Origin of the sequence: Paenibacillus durus, from assembly GCF_000756615.1 — a bacterium.
Lineage (GTDB): Bacteria > Bacillota > Bacilli > Paenibacillales > Paenibacillaceae > Paenibacillus_AQ > Paenibacillus_AQ durus.
Genome location: NZ_CP009288.1, coordinates 3,254,231 through 3,279,837 on the forward strand (window position 1 = coordinate 3,254,231; position 25,607 = coordinate 3,279,837).

At 49.4% G+C, this 25,607-nt stretch carries 21 protein-coding genes and 1 pseudogene; all 22 read right to left on the reverse strand.

All coding sequences use genetic code 11. The features are described from left to right. Positions 1 to 413 precede the first annotated feature (413 nt). The 22 genes and pseudogenes from fabZ to PDUR_RS13845 all read right to left on the reverse strand — a co-directional run bounded on the left by fabZ (position 414) and on the right by PDUR_RS13845 (position 25,568). Positions 414 to 842: a 3-hydroxyacyl-ACP dehydratase FabZ gene (gene fabZ / locus PDUR_RS13740; protein ID WP_042206765.1), complete on the reverse strand. Its 429-nt coding sequence runs from the start codon at positions 840 to 842 to the stop codon at positions 414 to 416. A 298-nt stretch (positions 843 to 1,140) separates the two neighbouring features. After that, a complete protein-coding gene (locus tag PDUR_RS13745; protein WP_042206766.1) occupies positions 1,141 to 1,809 on the reverse strand; it encodes a Type 1 glutamine amidotransferase-like domain-containing protein in 669 nt (222 codons plus the stop codon). 245 nt (positions 1,810 to 2,054) lie between these two features. Continuing rightward, positions 2,055 to 2,897 carry a tyrosine-type recombinase/integrase gene (locus PDUR_RS13750; protein WP_042206767.1) on the reverse strand — a complete coding sequence of 281 codons (843 nt, stop codon included), beginning with the start codon at positions 2,895 to 2,897 and terminating at the stop codon, positions 2,055 to 2,057. 107 nt (positions 2,898 to 3,004) lie between these two features. Next, positions 3,005 to 3,400, reverse strand: coding sequence for a VOC family protein (locus PDUR_RS13755; RefSeq protein ID WP_025696883.1), 396 nt, complete (start codon positions 3,398 to 3,400; stop codon positions 3,005 to 3,007). Positions 3,401 to 3,975: 575 nt separating this feature from the next. Beyond that, positions 3,976 to 5,193: a VWA domain-containing protein gene (locus PDUR_RS13760; protein WP_042206768.1), complete on the reverse strand. Its 1,218-nt coding sequence runs from the start codon at positions 5,191 to 5,193 to the stop codon at positions 3,976 to 3,978. A 1-nt stretch (position 5,194) separates the two neighbouring features. Next, positions 5,195 to 7,657, reverse strand: coding sequence for a DUF5682 family protein (locus PDUR_RS13765; RefSeq protein WP_233277374.1), 2,463 nt, complete (start codon positions 7,655 to 7,657; stop codon positions 5,195 to 5,197). Beyond that, the gene (locus tag PDUR_RS13770; RefSeq protein WP_042206769.1) at positions 7,654 to 8,757 is read right to left on the reverse strand and encodes an AAA family ATPase; all 1,104 of its coding nucleotides are present in this window, start codon (positions 8,755 to 8,757) and stop codon (positions 7,654 to 7,656) included. The genes PDUR_RS13765 and PDUR_RS13770 overlap by 4 nt, the downstream gene beginning before the upstream one ends. Beyond that, positions 8,754 to 10,583 (reverse strand): HEAT repeat domain-containing protein, encoded by a 1,830-nt coding sequence (locus PDUR_RS13775; protein ID WP_042206770.1) that lies wholly within the window; start codon positions 10,581 to 10,583, stop codon positions 8,754 to 8,756. The genes PDUR_RS13770 and PDUR_RS13775 overlap by 4 nt, the downstream gene beginning before the upstream one ends. A 22-nt stretch (positions 10,584 to 10,605) precedes the next feature. Then, positions 10,606 to 12,039 (reverse strand): SWIM zinc finger family protein, encoded by a 1,434-nt coding sequence (locus PDUR_RS13780; protein ID WP_042206771.1) that lies wholly within the window; start codon positions 12,037 to 12,039, stop codon positions 10,606 to 10,608. 326 nt (positions 12,040 to 12,365) lie between these two features. Then, positions 12,366 to 12,579 (reverse strand): annotated as a pseudogene (locus PDUR_RS30345) (ROK family protein); the annotation flags it as partial. A gap of 93 nt (positions 12,580 to 12,672) precedes the next feature. Continuing rightward, complete coding sequence (locus PDUR_RS13790; protein ID WP_042206773.1) at positions 12,673 to 13,248, reverse strand: NAD(P)H-dependent oxidoreductase; 576 nt, start codon at positions 13,246 to 13,248, stop codon at positions 12,673 to 12,675. Positions 13,249 to 13,398: 150 nt separating this feature from the next. After that, positions 13,399 to 13,701: an ArsR/SmtB family transcription factor gene (locus tag PDUR_RS13795; protein WP_042209358.1), complete on the reverse strand. Its 303-nt coding sequence runs from the start codon at positions 13,699 to 13,701 to the stop codon at positions 13,399 to 13,401. A gap of 89 nt (positions 13,702 to 13,790) precedes the next feature. Then, positions 13,791 to 14,765 (reverse strand): bile acid:sodium symporter family protein, encoded by a 975-nt coding sequence (locus PDUR_RS13800; RefSeq protein ID WP_042206774.1) that lies wholly within the window; start codon positions 14,763 to 14,765, stop codon positions 13,791 to 13,793. Positions 14,766 to 14,818: 53 nt separating this feature from the next. Continuing rightward, the gene (locus tag PDUR_RS13805) at positions 14,819 to 15,505 is read right to left on the reverse strand and encodes a CTP synthase C-terminal region-related (seleno)protein (protein WP_042206775.1); all 687 of its coding nucleotides are present in this window, start codon (positions 15,503 to 15,505) and stop codon (positions 14,819 to 14,821) included. 78 nt (positions 15,506 to 15,583) lie between these two features. Beyond that, complete coding sequence (locus PDUR_RS13810) at positions 15,584 to 16,315, reverse strand: Stf0 family sulfotransferase (protein WP_042206776.1); 732 nt, start codon at positions 16,313 to 16,315, stop codon at positions 15,584 to 15,586. Further along, the gene (cysC, locus tag PDUR_RS13815; protein ID WP_042206777.1) at positions 16,315 to 16,896 is read right to left on the reverse strand and encodes an adenylyl-sulfate kinase; all 582 of its coding nucleotides are present in this window, start codon (positions 16,894 to 16,896) and stop codon (positions 16,315 to 16,317) included. The genes PDUR_RS13810 and cysC overlap by 1 nt, the downstream gene beginning before the upstream one ends. Before the next feature lie 148 nt (positions 16,897 to 17,044). Further along, positions 17,045 to 17,311, reverse strand: coding sequence for a CD3324 family protein (locus PDUR_RS13820; protein ID WP_042206778.1), 267 nt, complete (start codon positions 17,309 to 17,311; stop codon positions 17,045 to 17,047). A gap of 209 nt (positions 17,312 to 17,520) precedes the next feature. After that, positions 17,521 to 17,862 carry a hypothetical protein gene (locus tag PDUR_RS13825; RefSeq protein ID WP_042206779.1) on the reverse strand — a complete coding sequence of 114 codons (342 nt, stop codon included), beginning with the start codon at positions 17,860 to 17,862 and terminating at the stop codon, positions 17,521 to 17,523. Between the two features lie 83 nt (positions 17,863 to 17,945). Beyond that, entirely contained in the window at positions 17,946 to 19,424 is a 1,479-nt protein-coding gene (locus tag PDUR_RS13830) for an Lsa family ABC-F type ribosomal protection protein (protein ID WP_042206780.1), read from the reverse strand. A 297-nt stretch (positions 19,425 to 19,721) separates the two neighbouring features. Then, the gene (locus PDUR_RS13835; RefSeq protein WP_042209359.1) at positions 19,722 to 22,115 is read right to left on the reverse strand and encodes a polyprenyl synthetase family protein; all 2,394 of its coding nucleotides are present in this window, start codon (positions 22,113 to 22,115) and stop codon (positions 19,722 to 19,724) included. 206 nt (positions 22,116 to 22,321) lie between these two features. Next, on the reverse strand, positions 22,322 to 24,391 hold the full coding sequence (locus tag PDUR_RS13840; protein WP_042206781.1) for a serine hydrolase domain-containing protein: 2,070 nt from the start codon (positions 24,389 to 24,391) through the stop codon (positions 22,322 to 22,324). Between the two features lie 202 nt (positions 24,392 to 24,593). After that, on the reverse strand, positions 24,594 to 25,568 hold the full coding sequence (locus PDUR_RS13845) for an aromatic acid exporter family protein (protein ID WP_169744912.1): 975 nt from the start codon (positions 25,566 to 25,568) through the stop codon (positions 24,594 to 24,596). Positions 25,569 to 25,607 lie beyond the last annotated feature (39 nt).

Below are 25,607 nucleotides of genomic sequence, written 5' to 3' on the forward strand. Positions count from 1 at the left end.
ACATTGTACCATTCATCGTGCATAGAAAGTCGGGCAGCTCGAACTTGTACCTGTTATTGTTCTAACCTGGGAGGTTATGCTATAGGTTATCTTGGAGCGCAAAAAAGATGAGGCTGTCTCAAAAAACGAACCGATCAAAGGGTTATTCTTGACCGGTTCGTTTGCTTTTTACCCGTTAAAGCTTAATGACTGCGAATCCATTTTCACTACGGGTTGTCACTGTTAGGTGAAAATAAAGTATTAGACTGGAGTAGTTGATTTAATGCGGTTCTTGAAATAAAGAATCGTCAGCCACTGAAAAATAAGTTTTAGACTGATCCATTAAAAGAAGCAGCGGCAGTCTAAGACTTAATAAATAAAGTCTTAGACTGCCGCTGTTGTTGTTCAACTAACGTTTCCCGTTAGCTTAAAACCTAAATCGAACTGAATGCAAACATTATTTCAGTTTCACAAACCATTTCATTGTTAACCATGGCAACGCCTTTTCCTTTGACTATCTGTCCCTTGACTCGAGTTACCTCAAACGTAAGGAGGAGTCGGTCTCCAGGTTTCACTTGCTGTCTGAATCGACAATTATCAATACCAGTTAATAAGCCTATTTTGTGATTACTGTTATCTTCTTTGGACATAACTATACCACCGACTTGCGCCAATGCTTCTACAATCAAGACTCCAGGCATAACTGGATAGTCGGAAAAATGACCAAGGAAATAAGGTTCATTGATTGTCACATTTTTAATTCCAACAGCTTTCTTGCCCTCATCTATTTCTAAGATTTTATCAACCAATAGAAATGGGTATCTATGAGGAATAACCTTTTTTATTCTTTCAATATCAAGCATGGAGTGCCTCCTCTTGTAGGTTTATTATCATTTTAACGCCGTTTGGGAAAATCAACCATAGTGAAACTAAACTGCCCGATAGCTTAATGAGGCCGCCCGATTGGTCCGCGGCGGCCTCATGATGTATTTTCTGCGCTAACGTTCCCCGTTAGTTCAATTAAATAAGCAGCTAGCATCCCCGAGCATAGAAAGACCGCCATTGAAGGCGGTCTAAAAATTTTATCATTTCTGCCCAACAATAAGTCCTGGGGATATTAAGATTGAGGGGAAACCTGAGATGATTCGCTGTAAGCCTTGATTAGAGCGTCTCAACCAATTTCTGAATCTTTGAGTGGGAAATTAAATATACAGGACCCATTATGTCTATTTTGCCGTCCTTTACACGCATAGCGCTCTCCTGTTCTGCCGCATAAACATCAATCTCTTCAGACAAGGGGAACAGGTAGCCTTGAACAAACGCGGCGTAGTCGCGTTTAGAATGAGATTCATAGGCAAAATGATCAAAGCCAATACCATCATAAATAGTACTTGTTTCAACTTCATAGCCAGTGTTTTTCAAGCTTAACCATTTTGCAGCCATGTTTAACGCACCGGCGCTGGCACCCATTATAACGGCATTGCTGTTCTTAATAACATTTGATAATTCATAATCCGCCAAAAAATCGTTTTGCAAAACAGGATCTCCACCGCATAAAAAAATGACAGAAGCGTTGTGAATTAATCGCTGGGCATCTTCCTTCTGCATGCGGTAATCAATGAAATGATATTCATCAAAAATAATGTTAGCCTGATTTAACCATGTACATTCAGAAACATCATCAATGTTAATTTGCTCACCTGTATAACCAGACGGTTCAGCGCTAATCATAACAAGCGATTTTCGATCTGTTATATCCTCATGCAACCATTTGACCAGCTTCTCTGGAAAAAAATCATTAAACCAACTGAAATAGTAGTGAGTACTCAAACTTAATTACCTCCATATGTACTATTTTACATTCATACATTCTTAACGATAAAACATATTATACACGCTAGAAAGATGAGCGGTTCTTCAGCCATTTCGCTTACAGTGCCTTGTACATTTTTCATAAATTAAACTCTATATTACCATAACATGGAATTGAAGCATGAGAAATATGTTACCACGTTAACCTGCCCTTTAGTTGAACAGCGGCGGATTTCTAAAGGGGGATCCGCCGCCAATACAAACTAAAAGAATCGTCGATAAAGTTCTCTCCGACGTTCGCCGCGGAGCTGTGCGTAGATTTGAGTGGTCGATGCTTTCTCATGACCGAGCATACCTTGGATGAAATCCAATGGGGCACCGTTATCAAGGAGTTGGCATGCATAAGTATGTCGAAAGCGATGCGGGTATACGTTCGCTTCAATTTCTCCCCGATCTGCAAGACGTTTTAATGCCCATCTAATCGTAGGTATGGCCATTCGTTTTGTTGGGTGCGTATCGGTAACAAATAAGGCTTTGCAGGAGTCCTCACGGCTGGCCAGGTACTTCTTTAACCATACTTTGCACTCTGTCGTAAAGTAAACTTCTCTCTGCTTAGATCCCTTGCCATTAACAATCGCTGAGCAGTTCTCCCAGTTAAGATCCCCAATGTTGATCTTTTCCACCTCCCCAACCCGGCAACCGGTACAATAGAGGAACTCAAGCAACGCTCTTTCCCTGAGTGACTGACAAGAGATCTTCAAGTGTATGACGTCTTCCTCAATCAAAAACTTAGGAATGCGCTTATCTAATTTCGGTTCTCTCAATTTTAGAGAAGGATTTGAAGTCAGATACGTCTCTTCATAAGCGTAACGGAAAAGAGAACGAACAAACCGAATTCGATGACCCAGGCTGCTTGGCTTCAAACGATCTGCTTGTTTTGCCAAGCACTCCTTCAGCATGGTTAACGTTACCTCTGTGATATCGAGATTGCCAAGCTCCAACAACAACATTTTGTGCTGAAGAGCGTATGCTTTTAATGTTTTCGGACTGAATCCTTGAATGCGTTTGTCAGCTTCATACAACCTCCACAACTCACTTAAGTTCATAACAAAACCTCCCTTTAGAAGCTATTAAATCTAGTTTGCTTCTAAGGGGAGGTTTTAATCTGCCTGCTGTTTTGAACTAACGTTTCCCGTTAGCTTAGACTGCTGTCTTAAAAGATTAACTCACAATCTTTATGCTCCCATACATCAAATAAGTTTCCATCTAGGTCCTCAAAAACAAAAAACTTGCCGTAAATGCCTTCATTGCTAATTGGTCTAGTTGTAACTCCCTCAGATGTTAGTCTCATGTGTAATGATTCAATATCATCTGTAAAAAATGTTACAACCCACCTTGACCGTCCGTTTACTTCAAAAACCGCTCTTGTGTCATTATCAGATTCAATTAAATCAATTATTGGGCGGTTATCCCTGAATAAACTTATATAATTCCCTCTATCGTTTCTGATGTTAAAACCAAAGTGACTGACGAACCATTCTCCAGATTTTTTTGCATTTTTAACTGGAATTACATTATATGCGATTCCTAAGATCCTCCCATTTACCATACTACTCAGCCCCTGTCATAAATTTATCTCCAATTATTTCAAGGTGGCTATTGCATTATCCTGCCCGTTAGCTTAATGAAGAATCGTCAGTCTAATACTTTATTTTCTTAGTCTACAACTTTATTTGCTGAGTCTAACACTTTATTTTTCAGTCTAGAACTTTATTTTCTTTTGACAGTCACGATATATGGTTGGAAAAGCTGACCCCGGCGTATTTCGAATAAGACAGTTTAAATAATAAAGCCACCATCCATAACTAATGTTGTTATAACATTCGTTTGAAACGCATCTTGGAGATCCTTTGTATCGGTTTCAACTAGAGAAGCAATTGTTTTTCGAGTTTGCAAAAACGCCGACGCAACTGGCAAGACCATCAATTCTTCCATACTTCAAATGAATTTCATTCGTTATAGCCGCTACAGAATCGGATTCCTTTGGCTCCACTTCTCGAATCTGTATGTCACAGAAAGGGGTTAACCTCTCAGGGCAGTCGCTCAAATCTATAGCCCACTAATCGCTTCAGAATCATATTAATGATTCGTAGCCTTCAGCGGAAGCTAACCTGCGAGGCCGCGTCACACCGTCTCCACTTCCAGCGATTTGACCAGCTCCGTCAAATCGCTGCCCTTCAGCGCGCCCTCCACCAGCGCAGGCAGCACGCCTGGTGTACAGGCGAAGCAAGGGGTTCCGTCCCTCGCGAGCTGGGTCGCTACCCGTTCGTCATAGAAAGGCTTACCTCCGTCGGATAGCGCCAGCAGGCACAGGGTCCGAACTCCCGATTCCCGCATTTCCCGCATGCGACGGATTAATCTGGCCTGGCTTCCGCCTTCATAAAGGTCCGAAATGAGGATAAACAGCGTCTTCTTCGGTTCCTCGATAAACTGCTCGCAATAAGCGACGGACTTCTGAATGTCCGTTCCGCCGCCGAGCTGGATACCGAAGAGCATATCGACAGGATCGTTTGCGCAAGTCTCCGTCAAATCAACCACCTGGGTATCGAATACGACCACTCTAGTGTCGAGCGCGGGAAGCGACGCGAAGATCGATCCTGTCACGGATGCCCAAATGACCGAATCTGCCATAGACCCGCTCTGGTCGATGTCCAGAATCACCGTCCATTCCTTGCTTTGTCTCGCCCTGTCATAGTAATAAAATCTCTCCGGAATGATCGTGCCCCTCTCCTGGTTGTAATGCTTCAGGTTTCTACGGATTGTCAGTTTCCAGTCGATTCCGTTCAATGAGGGCAACGGCGAATGACGCCGGCGGTTTAGCGCCCCGGTTACCGCCTGCCGGATATCGTTCTCCAGTCGGCGGACCAGATCGTCAACGACCGCCTGCACCAGTACTCGGGCCGTCTCCTTGGTGTGCTCGGGAATTTTACCTTTGAGCGCCATCAACGTGCCAACGAGCTGGATATCGGGCTTGACGGAGGCCAGAAGCTCCGGTTCAAAGAGCAGCTGCTTCCAGCCTTTGCGCTCCATGGCGTCATTCTGAATAATGGAAACGACCTCCTCGGGGAAAAAGGCCCGCACATCCCCGAGCCACCTGGCGATATGCGGTGCCGAGGGGCCGAGGCCGGCGCTGCGAGGGGAGCTTCCGCTGGAATCCCGTCCGAAAAGCGTGCCTTCCGGATCGTAGATCGCGGCCAGCGCCTGGTCCATAATCGTTTCTTCTTCCGTAAGCGGTACGCCTTCGCCTCCGGGGCCAAGCCCGCGTGACAGTTGGGATTCGCTTTCCCTTCCGAGAATCAGCCTCCATCGCCTCGTATCTCTGTTAAGGTCCCGGCCGCTCATCTTAGAAGTCCTCAAAATCAAATTCGTTCAGTTCTTCAATCATGGCGTGCTCATCCTCCCTTAGCTCACCCGTCACCGCTTCGGCGGCCTGCTCTCCGTCCACTCCCCATATCTCTCCCAGCAATTCGGCGGCCATTGTTTTCTCCCGTGGCGAAAACGAACTAAACGCCCGGCGGAGAAAAACGAGCGCACGCCGGAACTGCTCCTCGTCCAGTCCGGCGATATAGCGGTCCAGCTCCTCCCAAAGGCTAAGCCGGGACAGCAGGGCATAGCGGTTGCGCATGGCCAGACCCTCGAACCAGCCGGCACCGAGCTCGGGCGATATGCCCGGAGAAAGGCGACGGGACACCTCGGCTCCGGCCTCCTCCGCGCTAAGCTCGCCCCTCTCCAACAAAATCGCGCATGCCAGACCGGATAGCTTAGGATTGCGGTCGTCACGCATCGCCAAGTTGCCCAGTGAGCGGACCCACAGCGCCTCGTCCACCCCTTCGCTGTGCCGCTGAGCCACGGCGTTCAGCTCTTCGATCGCGGCTGCCATGCCTGAGGCAGCTTCGTCGTTGCAGCCTGAGGCTTCCTCTAAAAATAGGCAGCCACGCAGGAACAGTTGCTCCAGCAGCGGACCCAGAGGCTCCGTGTCAATTCTACGAAGGCTACCATAGCTCATGACGGCCGAGAGATCGCCCGTAGCTGCGGCGATGGCAACGACGTCACGACTGTCCGAGGACAGTCTCTGCAGCGTCTGCATGCCGGCCATCATCTGGGCGGTCAGCCCGCAAAGGCACGCCTCCGCTATCCGCTTGGACGCTTCGCCCAATGACGTGGAAGTCTCAAGCTTACGCTGCAGGGCATAAGCGCAGGCCAGCTCCACTGTTTCGCCGAGCAGCGTCGCTTCAACGAGCCGTATCTCGCTTTCGGGCGTCCACTGCAGTATCCATTCTTCCTTCCAGGACGCGGAGTCCTGCCCGCTCGGTCTAAGCTTGGCAAAGCCGATGTCCAACAGCTCCAGACGGTGCAGCAAGCGCGAACGGCGCAGATCCAGTAGAGCCGCCGCCTCCGTGGAAGCCCGGCGGTTCTCGCGCAGGTCAAGCGTAAGTTCCCCGGCGACCGCACTTCGGTACTTCTCGAGCTTGAGAGCCTTCAGCTCACGTGCAAGATCATCCTGGATCGGCGTCTGGCTTACTCCTTCGGCCAGCTCGCCAATCTCGGTCCCGATGTCAAGCCGGGCCAGCGCCTCTGCGACAGGAGCAAGCTCCCCGTGGCCTAGCAGCGTGCGAGCGGCATCCCGCAAATCGCGCAGCGCCGGCAGGCTTCCACCGTGGAGTGAAGCCAGCGCCTCTGCCAATCGCACCGCCTCGATTACTTCGGCCGTCGAGCGATGGGTGCCGGCTTCACGCATATGCTGAGCCGCCGCCGACATGTACCGGTGAGGCAGGTGGGAGAGATTTCCCAACGCCATCGCCTCCCACATCATGTCGAAATAATGCGGCGCTTCATTCCCGGCTCCGTAGCCCGATAAGCTCGAAAGCCGATAATAGGAGTAAGGCATCAAGGTCAGCTTCGCGCCGAGTACCGGAAGCATTTTAAGTTCCTCATCCTTCATGGCCAGAGCCGGATCGGTCAGCGCGGCGGCATGATAGGCACCGCAGACGACTACGATCTTGTCCGGCCGGTGGCCGTCCCGAACTGCCTCTTGAATGCAGTGGGCCATATAGGCTTCCCGCACGGCGTTGACCGCGTGTTCACCGGTGCGTTCCCGGTGCTCCGTCTTCTCCGTCAGCCCGCGCATACCGGAGGAAAAAGCCAGGATCGCCCGCCGGTAAGCATCCGGGTTCAGATTATGTTCAAAATGGCGCTCCCAGTATGTCTCGTAGTCCGGCTCCCCGTGCAGCTGGGCAAAGGTCTCGTAGAGCGAAAAGCCGGTATTTCCGGGTTCATTGCCCCCTACAATGGCGGGGGGCTTTAAACCATGTTCCGCCTCATTGCCGGCTTCATCCCTCGGCTTACCCTCCGCTTTAGGGGTGCCGGGCAGGTCTTCCGGGCCGCCTTCAGCCTTCCCCGTCTCCCCTATTTCCCGCTCCTGTAGAGCCAGCATTACCGGGGACGGCAGATCGATAAAGCGCGCCTCCGCGCCGCTGCGGCGGGCCCACAGCATCGCCTGGTACTCCGGCGAGTATACGGCCAGTGGCCATACCGCTGTCCGCACCGGCAGCTCTGAGGTATAAGCCAGAATCGCTACGGGCGGCCGCGTGGCTTCGTTGACCAAATGCAGAATTTCGGGCGTTGCGTCCGATGGACCCTCGATTAACACCGCCGTCGGTCGCACGGCGTCCAGCACCTCCAGCAGATGCTGGGCCCCACCTGGCGAAAGATGTCTCACGCCGAAAATATGGACCCCGATTTCCGGTGTGTCCCAGTCACTCGAATCACCCAGAAGCAGGTCGGCCTCCTCATTCCCGGCGCTCATCCGTTTATCTCCCGGCAAGCCTGGTACAGCCCGCGCCATTCGCTTCCCCGCTTTTTCATAATCTGGTCGAGATACTCCTTCCAGACCAGTGCGTCCTTGGTGTCATCCTTGACAATGGCGCCCTGAAGACCGGCGGCCAAATCCTCGTCGCTCAGCTCCCCGCTCCCGAAGCTGGCCGCCAGCGCCATGCCGTTCGTCAGCAGCGAAATCGCCTCTGCCGTGGAAATGACGCCTCCCGGCGATTTCACTTTCTCCTTGCGGTCCAGCGTCATGCCGCTGCGCAGCTCGCGAAAGACGGTAACGACCTTGCGAAACGCCTCGTCCGCCGGCAATGAGGCCTGAAGATCATAGGCGGACGCGATTTCGGCCACTCTTTTCTTGACGATTTCAACCTCCGTCTCCAGATCAGCTGGTGAAGTCAGCACGACAATGTTAAATCTTCGCTTCAGCGCAGCCGACATTTCGTTGACGCCCTTATCACGCGTGTTGGCCGTAGCGATCATGGAGAAGCCTTTTTTCGCCCCCGTTTCCGCAACCAGCTCTGGCACAACGATCGTTTTTTCCGACAGGATGGAGATCAGGGCGTCCTGCACCTCCGAAGCGCAGCGGGAAATTTCTTCAAAACGGGCGATCTGGCCGCTGTCCATCGCCCTCATGATTGGGCTGCGCACCAGCGCCTCCGGCGTAGGCCCGTTCGCAAGCAGCATGGCATAGTTCCATGAATAACGGACCTGCTCTTCCGTTGTTCCTGCCGTCCCCTGCACGACCAGTCCGGAATCGCCGCATATGGCCGCGGCCAGATTCTCCGACAGCCAGGACTTGGCGGTTCCCGGCTCGCCGATCAGTAGCAGCGCGCGGTCCGTTACCAGGGTAGCGATGGCCATCTCGACCAGCCGGTTATTACCGATGTATTTGGGGGTTATGGTTTTTTTGCCAGCGGTACCACCCGTAATATAAGTCAGCACAGCCCGAGGAGACATGCTCCAGCCCGCTGGTACGCGGCCATCGTCATGCTCGCGCAGCGCCTCCAGCTCCTCCGCATACAACGCTTCGGCCGGCTGCCGCAGCAGTCCCGTTCCTGTGTTAGTATCAGTACTCATGGGTTCATCTCCTTCAGCACATATTCGATTTGTCTGGCGCTGTCGTAACGGTAAACTCCAATCAGCATCTGCAGCCGCTCTGCATAGTCCGGAGGCAGGCTCAGCATCTGCTCGAACAGATACGGGTCCAGCACATAGTGCGTGGAGTTGCGTTTATGCTCCAGCACAAGCAGAAGCATTTCATGGCGAAGCGAATCCGGGCTCCCCAAACGCTCCATCCCCTTCAGTAGGTCGACCGCATGGCCGTCCCGCAGATCGGGTTTCTCCTTCAGTTTTCCTTTGATATATCTTTCAGCCCGGGCGTGGCCCGGCCTTGCGAACGCGCAGACCAACTGGAGCGCATCACGGTCGATCAACCAATCCAGCCAGCGCTCGTCCCATTCCACCGCGATCCGGGAAGGCGCAAGCATCTCGGCCCGCTGAAACCCGTATTCTTTATTATCGTTCCAGGGCATCTCATAGATTCGCATTTGGGATTTAAGAATCAGGGCCTCCAGCGTCCGGATAATAGCCTTGTCCCGATGCTCGTTTTTGGCGCCCAATGCCGATTTCAGCTTATCCAGTCGCGTTCCGCCGTAACGGGCGAAAACCTCACGGGGCGTCAGCCGCGTCGCCGCGGTACGGAAGGCGTAGGGTAAAAAACGGACTTCCGCCTCTTCTAGTTCAAACAGCCTTTCCAGGGCCTCGGGACGTTCCGAGCCCTCCAGATAGGCGGCGGCTTGCTCAATCAAATCCGTCCAGCCTGCGACGATATATTCCTTTTCGTGCACGGCCACACGGTCATAAGCAGCGTCTAGATCAGGAAGATGCACATCGCCCAGCGCCGTTCGGAGCGCCTCGATACGTCTCAAACTGGCCGCCCTCTTTTTGTCACCCGCCGGCCAGCCGCTCTCCTCCGCCTGCTGCAGCTCCGAGCGGAGCAGCGCAGCCAACCTCGGATTGAGGATGCCCGAAGGGCAGCGCCGGAGCGCTTCTGCTGCAACCTCCCGGTCCTTGCTGCCAAAGGCCGTATATAGCTTCTCCAGTGCTTCCAGAGTAGCGCTTTCGGCCAGAGCCGCATAAGCGGCCTGGCGAACAGCCTTCTTACCATCGCCGCAATATCTGATCAGCTCTTCTGCGAATTCCGGGTACCGCCCCATCGATTCGATGGCTGCGATCCGGACCTCCTCACTGCCGCTTTCGGCCGCCCCGGCAATCAAGGTCATGTCCTCCTCCCGTCCGATCGCGGCAAGTGCAAACAGACGGCGGGCTTGCGGCCTTCCGCCGGCAGGATCGAACCCGGCTGCGAGCAGCGGGGCCGCTTGTTCGCCATACGAAGGAATAATATCTCTCATGGCATAGTCTGCCAGCTCTGCATAAGGATCGCCGAGAGCCCGAACGGCCAGGGGCAGAAGCCGGAGGTCGGAGAAGTATCCTTTTTCGAATGCTGAAGTGACAATCTCGTAGCGACCTCCGCCGTTTGAGGTCAGGGCCCCGCGCAGCTCCGACAACTGGCGGTAGGTCAGCGTGGTAGGCAGATCCGTCCCCCCATCGGGCAGCGGACCCACTTCGCCGCGAATGTCCGTTGAACCCTGGGTCGCCAGTACCGAGGTCAGCAGCAGGCCTAGATCCTGCAGGCGAAAGGCGCCAAGCTCGGGCGGATTGCCCGATTGTGTCAAGCCTTCCATCCCTTCGGCTAGTCTCTTGAACACCGGCGAACGCTCGCCAAGAGCCTGGAATTTGGGCAAAAGACGCTTCAGGCGGAAGTCGTCCCCCGCCAGATTGCTGCCGGCGATATACAGGCGGTCAAGCTCAAGACGCAGTTCATTCAATAAAGTCGTGCTCATCCTATCTACCTCTTATCCTCTTTTAGTAGAGCAATCGAATCCTTTCATCCTGTCCGATCACGGTCAGCGGCTGAACAGCCAGCCGTCCCTCGTCAGGCAGGTGACGAAACCTTGCGAGCAGGGCGACATCTTGGAGCCTGTCGCGTTTGATGCAGGACAGCAGCTCTACTGTCCCTTGTCCGACATCGCCGATATCGCTCAGTGGCAGCATATGGCCTCCTTCATCGCGAATTATGTATTCGCCGCCGTTCGTAACCAGCGTTTCGGCTACATGCAGCAGCATGACGGGCATCCGGTCGGCCAGCGGATTCTTCAGTTGATTCCGGACCGTCTTCAGTACATCCGAATACGAACGACGGGCGCTGCGGGTAACTGCCTCCCAGTCACCGTCTTCCGTATGGCGGGGCTGCCACTCCTCATAACGTACCCTTCGGTTCAGTCCTCCCGGATAGAGATATAGCTCCCGCGCTTGCACCACATCTGTAAAGCTGTCTTCCTCGCGGATATGGCGGGCCGCTTTATACGGGCGGTATTGCAAGGTTCGGTGAATCTCACCCGTGTCCAGCTGCAACCAGTAACCGAGATCAACGTATTCCTGGCGAGCCCGGTCGTCATAACCGGTAAAAGCAAGCTGCACCAGCTCCACCCCCTCCGCGGTCATCCCGTGACGCTTCAGCTCGGCGAGTTGCCAGAAATGGCCCAGCAGTTCCTCTAATTCTGATCCGGGGTCCGGCTCCGGTGAGCCGCTCTCCAGCCTAGACTCCAGATGGCTGCGTCCCTTGCGGATCAGGGCATGCAGCATCGTCACCTGTTCCATAGAATAAGCAAAGCTTCCCCCCGCTTCCTCCTGCATCAGTAAAATCAGTTTTCGCAACTCATTCTGCGGCCCCGGGAGATAATAATTACCGAGTTCTTTGGCCTGGGCGGTCAGATTCTTCAGCGTCTTGTCGTTTATCGTGCCAAGTCCGGCGCGTACCAGCTCAAGCAGAAGCTTCTCCAGCAGCTCCAACCCCTGGAGCTGGGCTCCTATTTTTTTGGTGAGCGCGGCTTTACTGGTTTTCTTCGGCTTTTCTGCGGCGTGGCAGGCTTCCTGCTGTTGTCGTTTTTCTTCCCGTTTCTCCGCCTTTTCCCGTTTGGACACCAGATCTTCGGGAACCGGCGCTACGGTAAAGACTTTGCCCTGATGCAGCGCATACAACAATCCCAGTGTATGCTTGCACGGAAACTGGCGGCTAGGGCAGGTGCAGCGGAACACCGGCTTGTCTGGCTGGGCGAAATCGGCCGATGCCAAATAACCAGAACTGCCGCTTCCTTGACATTCGCCAAACAGCAGATCGCCGGCTTCAGAGCGGTGGAGCGAGGTAAATTTATTTTTCTGAACCAGTCCGAGGGCATTTTTGACGGCGGCGCTATTGGGGGCAAGGGTATCCGCATAAGAAGCTGTAATATTGAGCAAGCTAACGCCTCCTATTGATCTCTGAAATTAAATATGGATGAATCCGTCTTATCCCAAAGTCTATCATCCTTGCAGAAAGTCTTCAATTTTTTAGGAGAATAGGGATCATTATTTCGCGCTTATGCAAATGCAATTTTTCCTGTCTCAATACTACCGGCTTAGCCGGTGGCTTCCATCAGCCTAATAAGGGCATGTTACAAGCAAGCGCCTTTAAGGCGCACTGAAAGTCTGGCCAACCGCGAGCGTTTACGGGTAAGCCCCTGATAAGGGGCCTCTTTACCTGCCCTTTTTCACCGACTCATCCGTAAACGGATCTATGAGTTCGTTCATCTTTTTTCAATGACTTGCAGCCGGCAGGTTAAACTTTCAAAGGTTGCCATCACCATGCCTTTCATGTATTCTCGGTGCGTATCGTACAGTTGCTCCTCGCGTGCAATTCCAAAAGGCAAAAAAAGAAAACTCGCCGCCGAATTTCGCGTTACTGGATAATATTCGCCCGTCCACGATAAAACCGGCACCGGGAAAATGGTTTTTAGGAAATTGACGAATCCAGCCCCTCCCGGCCGCTGTCTGCGGCAGGAAGGGGCTAGGTCGTGGCTGGGTCGTTGTTGTCTTCGGTGTATGCGGCTGCGGTTAACCTTTTGTGCCGGAGATGGCGGACCGGCCCTCCACATAGTCGGCGTAATCCGCGGCATACTTCTCCAGCTGTTCATCGCTCACTTCACGAATTCTGCCTACTACAAAGGGCGGACGGTAGATCATTCCGGTCAGGTTAGCGGACTGCTGGAACGGCCGCAGCAGCTCGCTGTAAGAGTAATTGTGAAAGCCTCCGGCTTGGTACATGCTCTCCGCACCTCCCGAAGAGATGGCAATGAGGAGCTCCTTGCCATTCAGCTTATCGCCGCCTTTGCCGTGAGCGAATCCAAGCTCGAACACTTCATCCATCCATTTCTTCAGCAAGGAAGGCGAGCTGTACCAGAAGAATGGAAATTGAAGCACGATACGGTCGTGAGCCCTCAACAGCGCCTGCTCACGCGCAATGTCGATCTTTTCGTCCGGATAAGTCTCGTACAGGCGGTGAACGGTAACATTGCCTCTTCGTTCAATTTCGGCCGTGAGTCGTTTGTTAATCCGGGACGTCTCCAAATCCGGATGCGCAACGATAACGAGCGTTGCGGCGCTGCCGGACGGGTTGGAATGGTTGGACATGTGGAACAGCTCCTCTTTTAAGGTGTTGATAATTCGAGAAATGTCGATTTTTTGGGAAAAAATTAAAAAGATTTAGTTACAAATCTCGAATTATCGATTTATTTTTTATATAAAAACTGAATTCAATGGTTTGAATCCAGTCTTTATGATTTAAAGTTCTTGCTGAATGTAGGAAGCAACTTGTTTTATTGCCTCTTCATCTCTTTTGTAATATGTCCATTTTCCCAGCCGAGTCGCATGGACAAGCCCCGCCCGCTGCAGGACGGACAAATATTGAGATGTTGTGGATTGGGTCATATTAAGTTTCGTTGTAATCTGGCTGACGCATACCCCAATCTGGATAAGATCAACGCCTCCCTGGGGTCCAAAATGGGCTTTAGGATCTTTTAACCACTCCAAGATTTGAAGACGCGCTTCATTAGACAGTGCCTTAAATACTTCAATAGGGTCAATTGGTTTCATGTAACCATTTTATCGACGTTTTCCGATATGTCAACCCATTGAATTTCTAATTACTCGTTTGTCTAATGAACCTACTTAATTTACTTCAATGTATAACTGTCCGATACGATTAGCTTAATGTCAGTTAATTTGCTTAGAACGCTGCTTACCATGGATGCCATCAATTGTTGAACGAGCATGGCAAGAACAACGGGCAGCGCCGCAGCAGCCGGCAGGAATGTTGTCGCTATTACCGCTCCAGCGCTTATGTTCCGCATACCGACCGTGTAAGTCAGTGAAATCGTGACCCCGGCTTCCTTCCTCCATCCCCACCTGCCTGTTGAATATCCAAATAAGTAGGCGATGAGTGTCAGAAGAATCACTGTAGCAAGAATCCCCACAAGCTTCCATTCAAAATGAATGAAGAACGGAGCAACGAATGCCCCGTTCAGTGCAACTACTCCGCCCAGCGCAATCTTCGACAACGGGGCGAGCCGAGGCTTCCATACCCGTTCCGCCTCTCCCCGGGTCACATGATTGATGAACATGCCAAGCAGCGACGGAAACACGATCATCAGCAGGAGCTTCCATACCATCCCCAGCGCATCGATATGTACCTCCGAAGCGAACAAGAGAGACAGCATTCCCGGAACGAGGAACGGAGCAAGTAGCGTATCCAGCAGGATGACCGCAATCGTCAAGGTTACGTCTCCCCCTTTGTGCGCTACCCAGAATAAGGTCGTTACCCCTGTCGGAATGGCGGTTCCGAGCACCAGGCCGGTAATCGTCTCAACATCCCCGCCAAAAAGCGCCGTCCCGAGCAGCCATGCGACAAGCGGCATGACAAAATGCAGAAGAATTAGAGCGCAAATCATCGGCGACGGTCTCCGGAACACCCGGACGAAATCTCTGGAGCTTGTCCCGAGACTTCCTGCCAGCGTCATAAAGGCAAACAACCAGGTGGATAAAAAACCATAGGGTTTTAACCAAACGGTGAACAGCATACCGGCAATCAGACTTGTGGGGGTAATCCATGGCATGATTCGGTCAAACATCCGGTTCACGGTGGTCAGCATGGGTTAGTTCCTATTTTCATTATTTATTTCCTCCTACTTACTTCCGGGGTTATTTAACCGGATACATGTTCAATAAATGAATCTATCAGACAATGCGGATTCTCCTGAGTTGAACTCAATTGGGGAACAAACAGCGTCCCTATAAAGAATTGATGCCCTTGTAATTCAACAATTCTTGGCCTTCCTTCAACATCAGTGCCTACAATTTTCAACCCTGCTTCATGAATCGGTGCTTCAAATTCCGGGTTTAACCCGTAATTGCATCTGAATGGTTCGACAGTAGTTTTTTTCTGATAAATCTCACCAACCTTTGAAGGACTCTTTATATGCACCTCACCTTTTTGACCGACTAGTGAACAAGTAAGTTTACTGATAACCAGCTTAGAAGCATCTGGGTTTAGTTCTTCATGATCAGCATCTTCAATCATTAATTTATTTTTGGCATACTCGATAATTATATTTTGGAATCCGCCACAAGTTCCTATTAATGGAACATTATGTTCACGAGCGTATCTAATAATTTGTAATACTCCACTTATAGATTCGGGAATACCGGGGGCGATCCAGAAACCATTATAAACCTTTTTAATTGTATCTAGTTGTTCAGGAATTGATGCTGTAGGAATCCAGTCATATTCAATTTGTTTTCTACTTTTCTTAATAGAATGGGCTAATGCTTCATTCGTGGCTTGTTGTGAAGAATAACCCGGATTAAAATCACCAATAATACCAATTTTCATTTGGATACCCCCTTATAAAAAAATCACACCAAGCGATATTATCACGAACTGGTATTTTTTCCAAGATAGACGATCCCTTTACCATCTTCTGTTTTCCCATCCCTGCTGGCTCTCTTCCCGAAACCGCTGCACCCACTGCTCCGCCACATCGTCTGCCAGTTTATCCAAGGCCGGCGGTGCTACGTTAATGTTATCCGTCTGTACATCCAAAAACTCCAACATCCTTATAACCGTGCCTTCATAGTCCTGAATAAAATCTTCGTAGACAATCGTCAGCGGTACGATATCGGACTCCGAGAAGAAGTCCTCGATTGCCGCTTCGCACATCGTGCTTTGAAGGAGCAGATATTGGATGGCTTCGAAATTATACTTTTCCGCAATATCATGTTCCTGAGGCTTCTCCCCGAAGTTTCGATGCCATTCGCCGGTAACGATCGCGCGCCACCACGAGACAGCCAATCTGACTTTGTTACGGCGTGTCATATAAATATGCTTGAAGCAATTGGGGAAGGCAGCGCTCCATACCTCCGCCCGTGAAGCATTCTGCGGGAGCCCCGACATGGTACGGAATAGGTCGATCCATCTCTGTTCAAAGCCAATCTTCAACCCGAACACGCCATTAGGTGTAGTTCCACACTTCCATATTTGTTCCAGATCCTCACGCTTGAATTTGGCGGGATTATTATATTGGAAATTCAACCATTCTCGGGGGGCCCCCGCAACCCCTGTCGAGGCCAGCGCATAATTGAGCAGTGTGCTTCCCGTTCGCTGCGAGAACCAGATCGTATAGCTTAATTTAGGCCGTGTCATCAAGCTTCCTCTCTTTCTGATTTTATATCAAATTTTCGGATGATGAACTCAACAAGTTGCTGCGTACAGTACTCAATGGATGTGTGTTCCGTGTCTACAGTCAGCTCTGGTCGTATGGGTGCTTCATAAATAGCATCGATTCCTGTGAAATAACGGATTTCACCTTTTCTGGCTTTTTGGTAAAGTCCTTTAGGATCACGCCTTTCACACATTTCAATTGAACATTTCACATAAACTTCTGCAAAATCCTTGGAATCAAAACGATGCCTGATCTTATCTCTAACTTCTCTTGCTGGTGAAATCATCGGCACGAGAACGACAAAACCTACATTCAAGAACATGGCCGCCACTTCCGCGGCACGCCGCAAATTTTCCTCACGGTCTGCTTCGGAAAACCCAAGGTCGCGATTTAAACCTGCTCTAAGTTGGTCTCCATCGATAACAACACATTTGAAGCCGCGTTTGAACAATGCTTCCTCGACAAGCTCACTTAGCGTCGTTTTACCTGAACCGGACAACCCGGTGAACCATACGACTCCGCCCCGATGTCCGTTCAGACGTTCTATAACATTTCTCCGGATAGCTGCTCCCTCCCCTTTACGTTGACAAGGATCATTCTAACAACTGGAACTGCTTGGATATATAGAGCAAATACTTAGGAAGTATTCTTTGCATAATAAAAAGCCACATCAGAAATGAATCCAATGTGACTTGGGGTATAGGTGTGAATTATTTTAATTTTGAGTAAACAATTTTCTTAATGCTGTCCAGCGAAAGAAAATATTGCTCCGAAAGCTGATCCATCGTCACGCCGTCCGAGAATCTTTGACGGATTTCAAGATTTCGCTCCTTGATATATTTTCGACTGCCGGATTTTACGCCCCATCCCTCACGTACTCCTTCAGGTTTAGGAACGTAAATCATGGCACCATTAACATATTTTTGTACTTCCTTTAATAATTCCTCCGGTAAAATGTCAGCATTGACATATTTCATGATCACTCTACTCCTTAAAATAAATTTCATTTCAAGGCAGCAAAGTCTCATTATAAACGGATTTCACCATTAAAGGGTGTAAGGCGGTCTTCATTTACTCACTCTATACAAAACAACCGCCGTTGTTCATAATGTAGACTTTGCATAGAGCGGATTCTCTACTTGGTCATCATACATGGCTTGTGTCCCCCCTCCCCGACTACTAATGATCAATAAACCATCCAAATCTGTCCATTCTCATAGATCTGAACATCTTGAGACGAATGAATGAAGTCCGACCCGCTCGCATATCCGGTCTCTTTCATCTTTCGCGTGCCCTCTTCCCAACCGGGGCGGTCATGGACAATGGTGTAGCAATATACGACTCGGTCGTCCTCTTCGTCTTCTTGCGATCCCAGGTATACGAAATCTTCGCCAAACAGCGAATTCAGATATTCCCTGGCCTCCGCATGCGAGTGAAACCTCGGGAGAGCCTCTTCGAACTGCCGAGAGAGCATCTTGCGTTTGCCCGAAAGGGTGTAATAACGGTCTAACTCCTCTTTATTGATCACATCATTCGCCTCCTTACCAAGTCTGGTTTTTAACAAAATATCACTTGGCGCTGCGGCGCGCAATCCATCAGCCCAAAATGTCGTTACAGCTCAATCAGCTTTGTGGCAATATTGTTGCAAAATTCCCGGTCATGCTCCACAAAAAGGAGCGTTGGCGAATGTTCAAGCAGCAGCTCCTCAATTTGCATGCGGGAGATCACATCGATAAAATTCAGCGGTTCGTCCCAAATATGCAAATGAGCGTGTTCGCAAAGACTTTTGGCAATGAGCACCTTCTTCTTTTGGCCGCCGCTGTATGCGGATATATCCTTTTCAAACTGATTTCTTGAAAAATCAAGCTTTCTTAAAATCGATTTAAACAGGCTTTCATCAATCCCGTGGGTTCTGGCGTAATCCGTTAAGTTGCCCTGTAAATGGGAGGTGTCCTGTGAGACGTAAGATATTTTAAGCTGGCTGCCCTTTCTGAACGTGCCCGTATAGCTTATGTCCTCACCGCAAATCAGCTTGAGTATGCTGGATTTTCCGGAGCCGTTTTTGCCTGAAAGCGCGATTCGCTCACCCTGCTCAATCGTAAAGCTGATATCCTGGCAAACCTGCTTATCGCCGTAGTAAATCGATACCTTGTCAAGCTCGGCAAGCCGGCTTTTATGATACACAAGCTGTGCAATTTTGAGGCTGTCTGAGCTTTCTATATTTTTTAGAAGCTTGGACTTCTCCTCCAGCGCCGATTGCTGTCTGTGCTCCATCGTTTTGGAGCGTTTCATCATTTTGGCAGCCTTGTGACCGATATAGCCTTTATCTACCTTGGAACCGGAATTTCTTGTGCCGTTTTTCGTTTTTTCAACCTCGTCGGACCAGCCGCCCGTTCGTTTAGCCGTATCCGACAAACGTTTAATCTCTTTTCGCAGCTTATCGTTCTCTGCCAGCTCAAAGCGATCCTGCCTTTCTTTATTGTCCCACCAGTCCGAGAAATTGCCTTTATGAATTTCAATGTTGGTCTTATTGATAGCAAGGATATGGTCCACGCTATTATCCAGGAACGATCGGTCATGAGACACCAGAATAAATCCGCTCTTGGTACTCAGATATTCACTGACAATCCTTCTTGCGTCCATGTCCAGGTGATTCGTAGGTTCATCAATTAACAGAAAGCTGTGCTCCATCAAAAATAATGCAGCCAGCAGCACCTTCGTCTGTTCTCCGTTAGACAATGAATCAAACGGCCGGTACAGTACATCCTCCGATACGTTCAGCAATGAAAGCTCACGCAGTAATTTCCACTGAAGATAGTCCGGAACAATCTCCTCCACGACATCGTAGGTAAGATTTTCCTTGTTTTCGACTTGGAACGGAAAATATTCAAAGTGCACATTCGCCGAAATGTTCCCGCTATACTCATACTTACCAAGCAGCAGGTTTAGGAAAGTAGTCTTCCCTCTCCCGTTTCTTCCGGTAAAGCCCAATTTCCAATCGGTATCGATTTGAAAGCTTACGTTCTCGAACAGGTTATCGTAGCTGCCCTCATAGGCAAACGTCAGGTTCGTAACATTGATTAATGACATGAAATCATCCCCCTGTATCCAAAAATAGAAAAAGCCGCAAGAAAGTACCTTTCTCGCAGCTCAAATAGATACAGCAAATCCGGCCCGCTACGGGTCAGGATAAGGGATATAAACTTGAGCTAAAAAGGTTCAGTAACTTTCTTGCATAACAAAGAATAAAAACACGCGAAAAGAGTTCGCTTGATTGTTTTCCATTCTTAAACAAGAAAGTTTCTACATTATCCTTTTCAGCTCCTTGAAGAAATTACAAGTATCTTATCATACCCCATAGGCAATCTCAACCATGTGTAACCCTTTTTAACGATCACGGTTCACCAAATAATCCAGCAAATGCTTCAGAAAAGCAGTATTACGGGGCACCTCTCTTAAAGCCTCAACCGCCAGGCAGTAGTGCTCCCACATCTCTTTTCGGGCGCCTTCTTGACCAAGGACGGATACAAAAGTTGAACTGTTGTTTTGGATATCCTGGCGGGTGGGCTTACCAAGTACGAGCAGATCACCTTCCACATCAAGCAAATCATCCTTAATCTGAAAGGCGATGCCCGCATGATAAGCGAATCTCTTCAAAGACGCGATTTCCGGCTCTTTAACCTGAGCAAGTATGGCAGGCATAACTAGGCAAGCCTCAAATGCAATTCCGGTTTTGTAAAAACACATCATATTCAATTGGTCCAGGGTCAATACTTTCCCTTTGGAATGTAAATCCATCGCCTGCCCCATACACATATCTTCCGCCTTCTGGGCCGAATATTGCATCAAGGAAAGCACGGTCTTCGCATCGAACTGGTCAAGGGATGCCTGTTCTTTGATCGCCTTCTGGATCAGAAACAGCCCGGTTAATTCCGCCGTGGCGCTGTTATGCACCTTATGCAGTGTTGGACGTCCTCTGCGGGTAGGCGCATTATCCTGGGACGGCAGATCATCGAAGATCAGGGATGCAGTATGCATGTATTCGAGTGATCTCAGAAGCGGCGCGATGGCGGCTGCATTCAGTCCATATTCGTTTACGCCCATGACCCAGGTCAATATTGGCCGTATCCGCTTCCCGTCCCCTTCGAGACTGTAATTTGCGGCATCAATAAGCGGCTCTTTCACCTTTGGAGTCCCGTTATTTTTGGGAATCAGCAATAGGTTGTTGATCTGCTCGCGGACCGTTTGGATCGTATTCTGATAGTCTTCCTTTTCCTTCCGGTCGCTTTTCAAAGTTGTATTCATCTGGTCCCGCAGCAGTTTATCGAAGAAATCAACATCCTCCGCTTTTCGAACCATCTGCCCCACGAGGCGATTAAATTCCGGATTATCTGAAGCAAATATCTCCATGATTTCATTATACTTTTCAGTGCCTATGCGTTGTTTGCATCGTTTTAGACCGTTGATTGCCCGATCCAGTATCACCTCACGGGTCTTGGCATCGGAGTGATATACGTTGTGGATCAAATGGGAAATGACTGCCCAGTATAATTCAAAAGGGTTAATAAGATCCGAGCGCTGATTACGGTATTTTAAATAATAGGTATAGGGTGTTACCGCACCGTCCTTCATGTCGTCAAACATATCCGCAAAATCATCGGCCAGCTGGTTGTAGATGCCATAATAGAACATGCGATGATCAAAGCCTTTATCCATCCGGGCGCTAAGTACGGAACGGACAATCAGCCTGGAAGAAGAGGATTTTAAAATGACGGGTAAATAAAGCTCTTCGTTGGTGTAATCTGCATTGGATAGGTCCTTTGCGCGGTCGAGGTCCTGGGAATGAAAAAACACATAGGACTGCTCGAAAAATGTGCTCACTGTTTCCGGACGCTGAACTCCCTTAATATATTCAAAAGCATCCCGGAGCTCTGAATGGACGTATTGTATGAATTCCATGTCATTTCTGGCCCACCCGTTAAGTTCAGGCACAAACCCTGTGAGAAGCGCGGTTCGTATCATATGAGAATACTGTTCTTTCTCCCCGGCGGTTAAGACCTGGGAATCAAGCAGATCGTCTACAAAAGGATAGGTCAGTCCGTAGGAATACCCTAGCCGGATGGCTTCATCCAGTCTCCGTGAACGTTCCGCAGGCGGCGTTTCCTCCCCCATCTCTTCAATCACATGCAGAACAACCCCGACAATGATCTTGATCAGTTTACGCTGGGCTTGCTCGGCGTTCATTTCTTTTGGAATATGGGCGGCGACGTTCTTTAGTTTATCTATCACCCACATCGCGGCGATTTCTATGCCTTCTTTCTGAGCCCACCTATAAAACCCGGCCACGCTCATATACTCGGGCTGTTCTCCCCGCTTTGCTGCAGTGGAATGAATCAAGTGTTTTTTGATGTCGGCAACTACATGCTGAATCCGGGTCTGAGTGTCAGGAGAATCAAGGGCTTTGCCCAAATCCCTCATGTAAATATAAGAAACGCTTCGATCCAGATACTCATCCAATTTGCCCGTATAATCCAGCCACCCTATATATCTATGATAGTCCCGAGAGTCAGGTTTTCTTTTTCCCCGTGAAAAAAAGGATAACCAGGAACGATGATGGACATGGTTCCGTTTCCAGACTTCAATATCTTTTGTCAGGATGGGCACATAAGTCTTTTCCATAACCTGCATATAAAGGGTTGCAAAATACTGAGCCGCCTTCTGCTCAGCCAGCCGATACCATAGATCAGCATGATCTGTAAATTCCTCATTCACACGATTCATTACCATACGCTTCATTACCCCTACTTCTATTTTTGTAAAATCGGATTATGTTCATAATTCTTAATACGGGAAAGAAGCTTTTTGGTTACCAAATCGTTATGAGGGATATAGCCTGACCAATCGCAGCAATAGAAAAACCGCCGTTTACCCAAAAGAAATCGATTCCATTTCGGGGACGGCGGCTTTCTAAGCCAAATTCATTCTATTTACTTTTCCAATGTAATGCGGAATACAGTGCCGGCATTGCCTGCAAATACAATCGTTCCATTTTCAGGCAGAACCACTTTGTTATTGCGGCTGATTACAGTGTAGCTCACGCATTTTCCCTGGGCGTCATACACCGCAAAAGCTCCTTTCGCCGGTGTTGCGACAGTCATCTTCTTACCGGCCGCGGCAGAGGGAACTCTGTACCATCTGGCGTTGCCATCGGCTTGCACAGTAACCGCTGAATGTTTCCCCGCAAATAGCGGCTTTATGATATCCTCACTGACATATAAGCTTCCAGCGGCTTCAAGGTACTCAATCCCATCTTTTGTGTAAAAACGGTATTCAGCTGTATCCCGGCTTCCTATCGCAGGAATTTGATGCTGGCTCACAGCCGTATTCGGGCCAGTAATTTTTTTATCCATTAAATATCCTTGCAGATCGTCGGTCCGGGTGATCTTAAGGGTCGGCATAATCATGAATATGACCGAACTGAACTTCTCGCTCACAGGATAATAGGTTTTACCTTCCCGCTTCGCCCATGCCTCTGCTGTCTCTGTGGATATTGGGTTAGATTCGAGCTTCTCAGCTAAATACTGAGACATGGCCTGTTGTCCTAAACCCGGAATGGTCGCATATTGTCTGATCCAGAGATAGGTGCGTCCATTTTTTTCAGTTACAAAACTGACCTTCGCGCTGCCCTCCTGGTTAACAAAAGCCCCGTCCGATGTATATACAAACTCCTGCTCCGGATATCCAGGCATACTCGGAACCGATATGGACAGTATCCCATCCTTGATATCAATTTTAACCAGTTGGTTGAGGGTACCATAATAGCCCACGTTCTTCATTACGTCATTGGACATATCGGCTTTAACCGGCGTGCCGAATGATTTCCCGGGTTTGATGTCTTGGATCGTGCCCTTCTCTTTCATTGCCTGAAGAAGCAGCTCACTCGCCAGCATCTCGTTCAACGAGCTGCTGCCGCCCGACGACAGCACTGCCGCAGCCATGTTCTGCTCGGGAAGGACAACAAAGGAAGCATGATACAAAATCGTATCCCCGCCTTTACTTAAACCCTTCATTCCATAATCGTTAAACGGAAACAACCTTACACTGTCCCAGCCAAGCCCAAAGTCAATCGAGCTGTCGGCTTCTTGGGGCCATAGCCCTTTTTTGTATTCCTCCTGCTCCATTGCACGGACCGCCTCGTCCGAGAGAATGCCGTCCTTCTGTCCTGTAAATATTTGCGAGAATTGTACCAGATCTTCTGCGGTGGAATAAATTCCTCCCACTCCAATTGCATTGACCGTTTCATTCGGCAGCTGCTTCTCAAAAGGCGGATAATAAAGAGCGGCCAGTTTGCCTGGTTCCAGTAAGTCCTGCGGTGTATTCGTATGGTTCATTTCTAGCGGTCCAGTAAAATATTGATGGATGAATGCGGTAAAATCCATGCCGCTAACTCTCTCAACAAGAATCTCCGCCAGCATGAATCCGTCATTGCAATACACGGAGAAGGCGCCTGGGTCCGCTTTTAAGCTCTGGGTGGACAATTGCTGCAGCAGCGTATCATGAGCATAGGTGTCTGGATCATTGAACAGAAAAGCATTTCTAAGGCTTGTGCCTTGCAGGCCAGAGGAATGGTTCAGCAGCATACGCGGGGTAATTTGCTTATAACGTTCATCCTTCATCTTGAAATCCGTTATGTACTGCACCAAAGGGGTATCCAAATTGATCTTCCCCTCATCTACCAATTTCATGACAGCGGCGGCCGTAAACATTTTGCTCGTCGATCCAATGCCATACATGGTATCCTTGCTAAGCGGGATTTTCCCTGCCTTATCGTTTACCCCTGTCTGTCCCGACACCTTAATCTCGCCGTGATCAATCAATGCATACTGGACGCTGACCGTACCGTAATTTTTGGTTAACAGCGCCGCCTTTTCAGAAGCGATCTTCTCCAGCGCCTGATTAGTATCGACCACTTTGTTGCTGGACGCTATCGCCTCCGTTGGGACAAGCGAAGTCAGTGCAATTACGGCCGTTAATAACCAAACCAATCTTTTCTTCATTGAAATATCTCCTTTAATAGTAGACTATGATATAGTACGAATTAATAGAGTAAAGGGTTCAATTCATTGCAAAAAAAGTATATTCCTTCCTATTGAAAAAAAGGGGGGGTGGAAGATAACATAGAATTGCTTTTGCTCTACTAATGAAAAAAAGCATGTTTATGCCGGAAACCCGGGACACAAACATGCCTCTAACGATGTACTAAATGGCTTTTAGGAGAAGCTCCAATTCATTGGCCACGACGAACAAGCTTGCACGGTCTTCAAATTCCTTGCGGGACTGCGGCATGGGAAGAAGCTTGTGATACCGTCTTATTTTACATAAATCTTCATGCAGGCCCGGACTCCATCCGGAATGGCGGAGACTATTGCTCAGAGTGAGCAGGAATTCGCCAATCCTCTCCCGCTGCTCCATCTGAACGGTAATCCGGGATACGTAAGGCATCATCCGGGCGAGCGCGTCGTATTGCTGTTCTCTCTTCTCAAAATAGGGAGAATACATTTCATCCTTGCCTAGAATATGGTTTTCGTTATAGAGCAGCACCAACGACTTGGCCCTCTTGAACATATCCGAAAGCCGCTGCATTGCTTTGACATCACAAGGCCTGTTCCCATCCTTCAAATAAGCGGCGATTTCCTGCAATTGAGCCTGAAACAGCACCTCGACCTCTTCTTTGCAGCGATTAAGCTGCCGCTCGATGTTCGGCATATATGCGTTGATGATCAGCGCTGTGCCAAGGCCTACCATAATCACGAGAAACTCATTGGCAAAAAACGCAAGCGACGCCTCCTTGTGCATATAGACGTGCATCACGATGACCGAGCTGCTGGCGATCCCCTCCTGAATCCGAAGCCGGACACATAACGGGATAAAGAGCAGCATCAGAATCAGAAAAGAATAGGGAAAGTATCCAAAGATGAAAAAGATGCCGCTCGCGAAAAACATGCCGATAATACAAGCGAAAAAACGGCTTACCGCTGCTTGTATGGATTTACGGCGCGATTTCTGAATGCACAAAAGCGTAAGGATACCGGACGAAGAAAAATACTGCAGTTGCAGCAGCTGGGACACCATGACGGACAGGCTGACGCCAACCGCCGTTTTGAGTGTCCGCAGCCCGATTTTTAACGTGGGCACCCTCCATTTTAACCGAAGCATTCCGTTCTCTATATCCATCCTCTCCATTTCACCGCAACCATTTGTAGACTTATCACG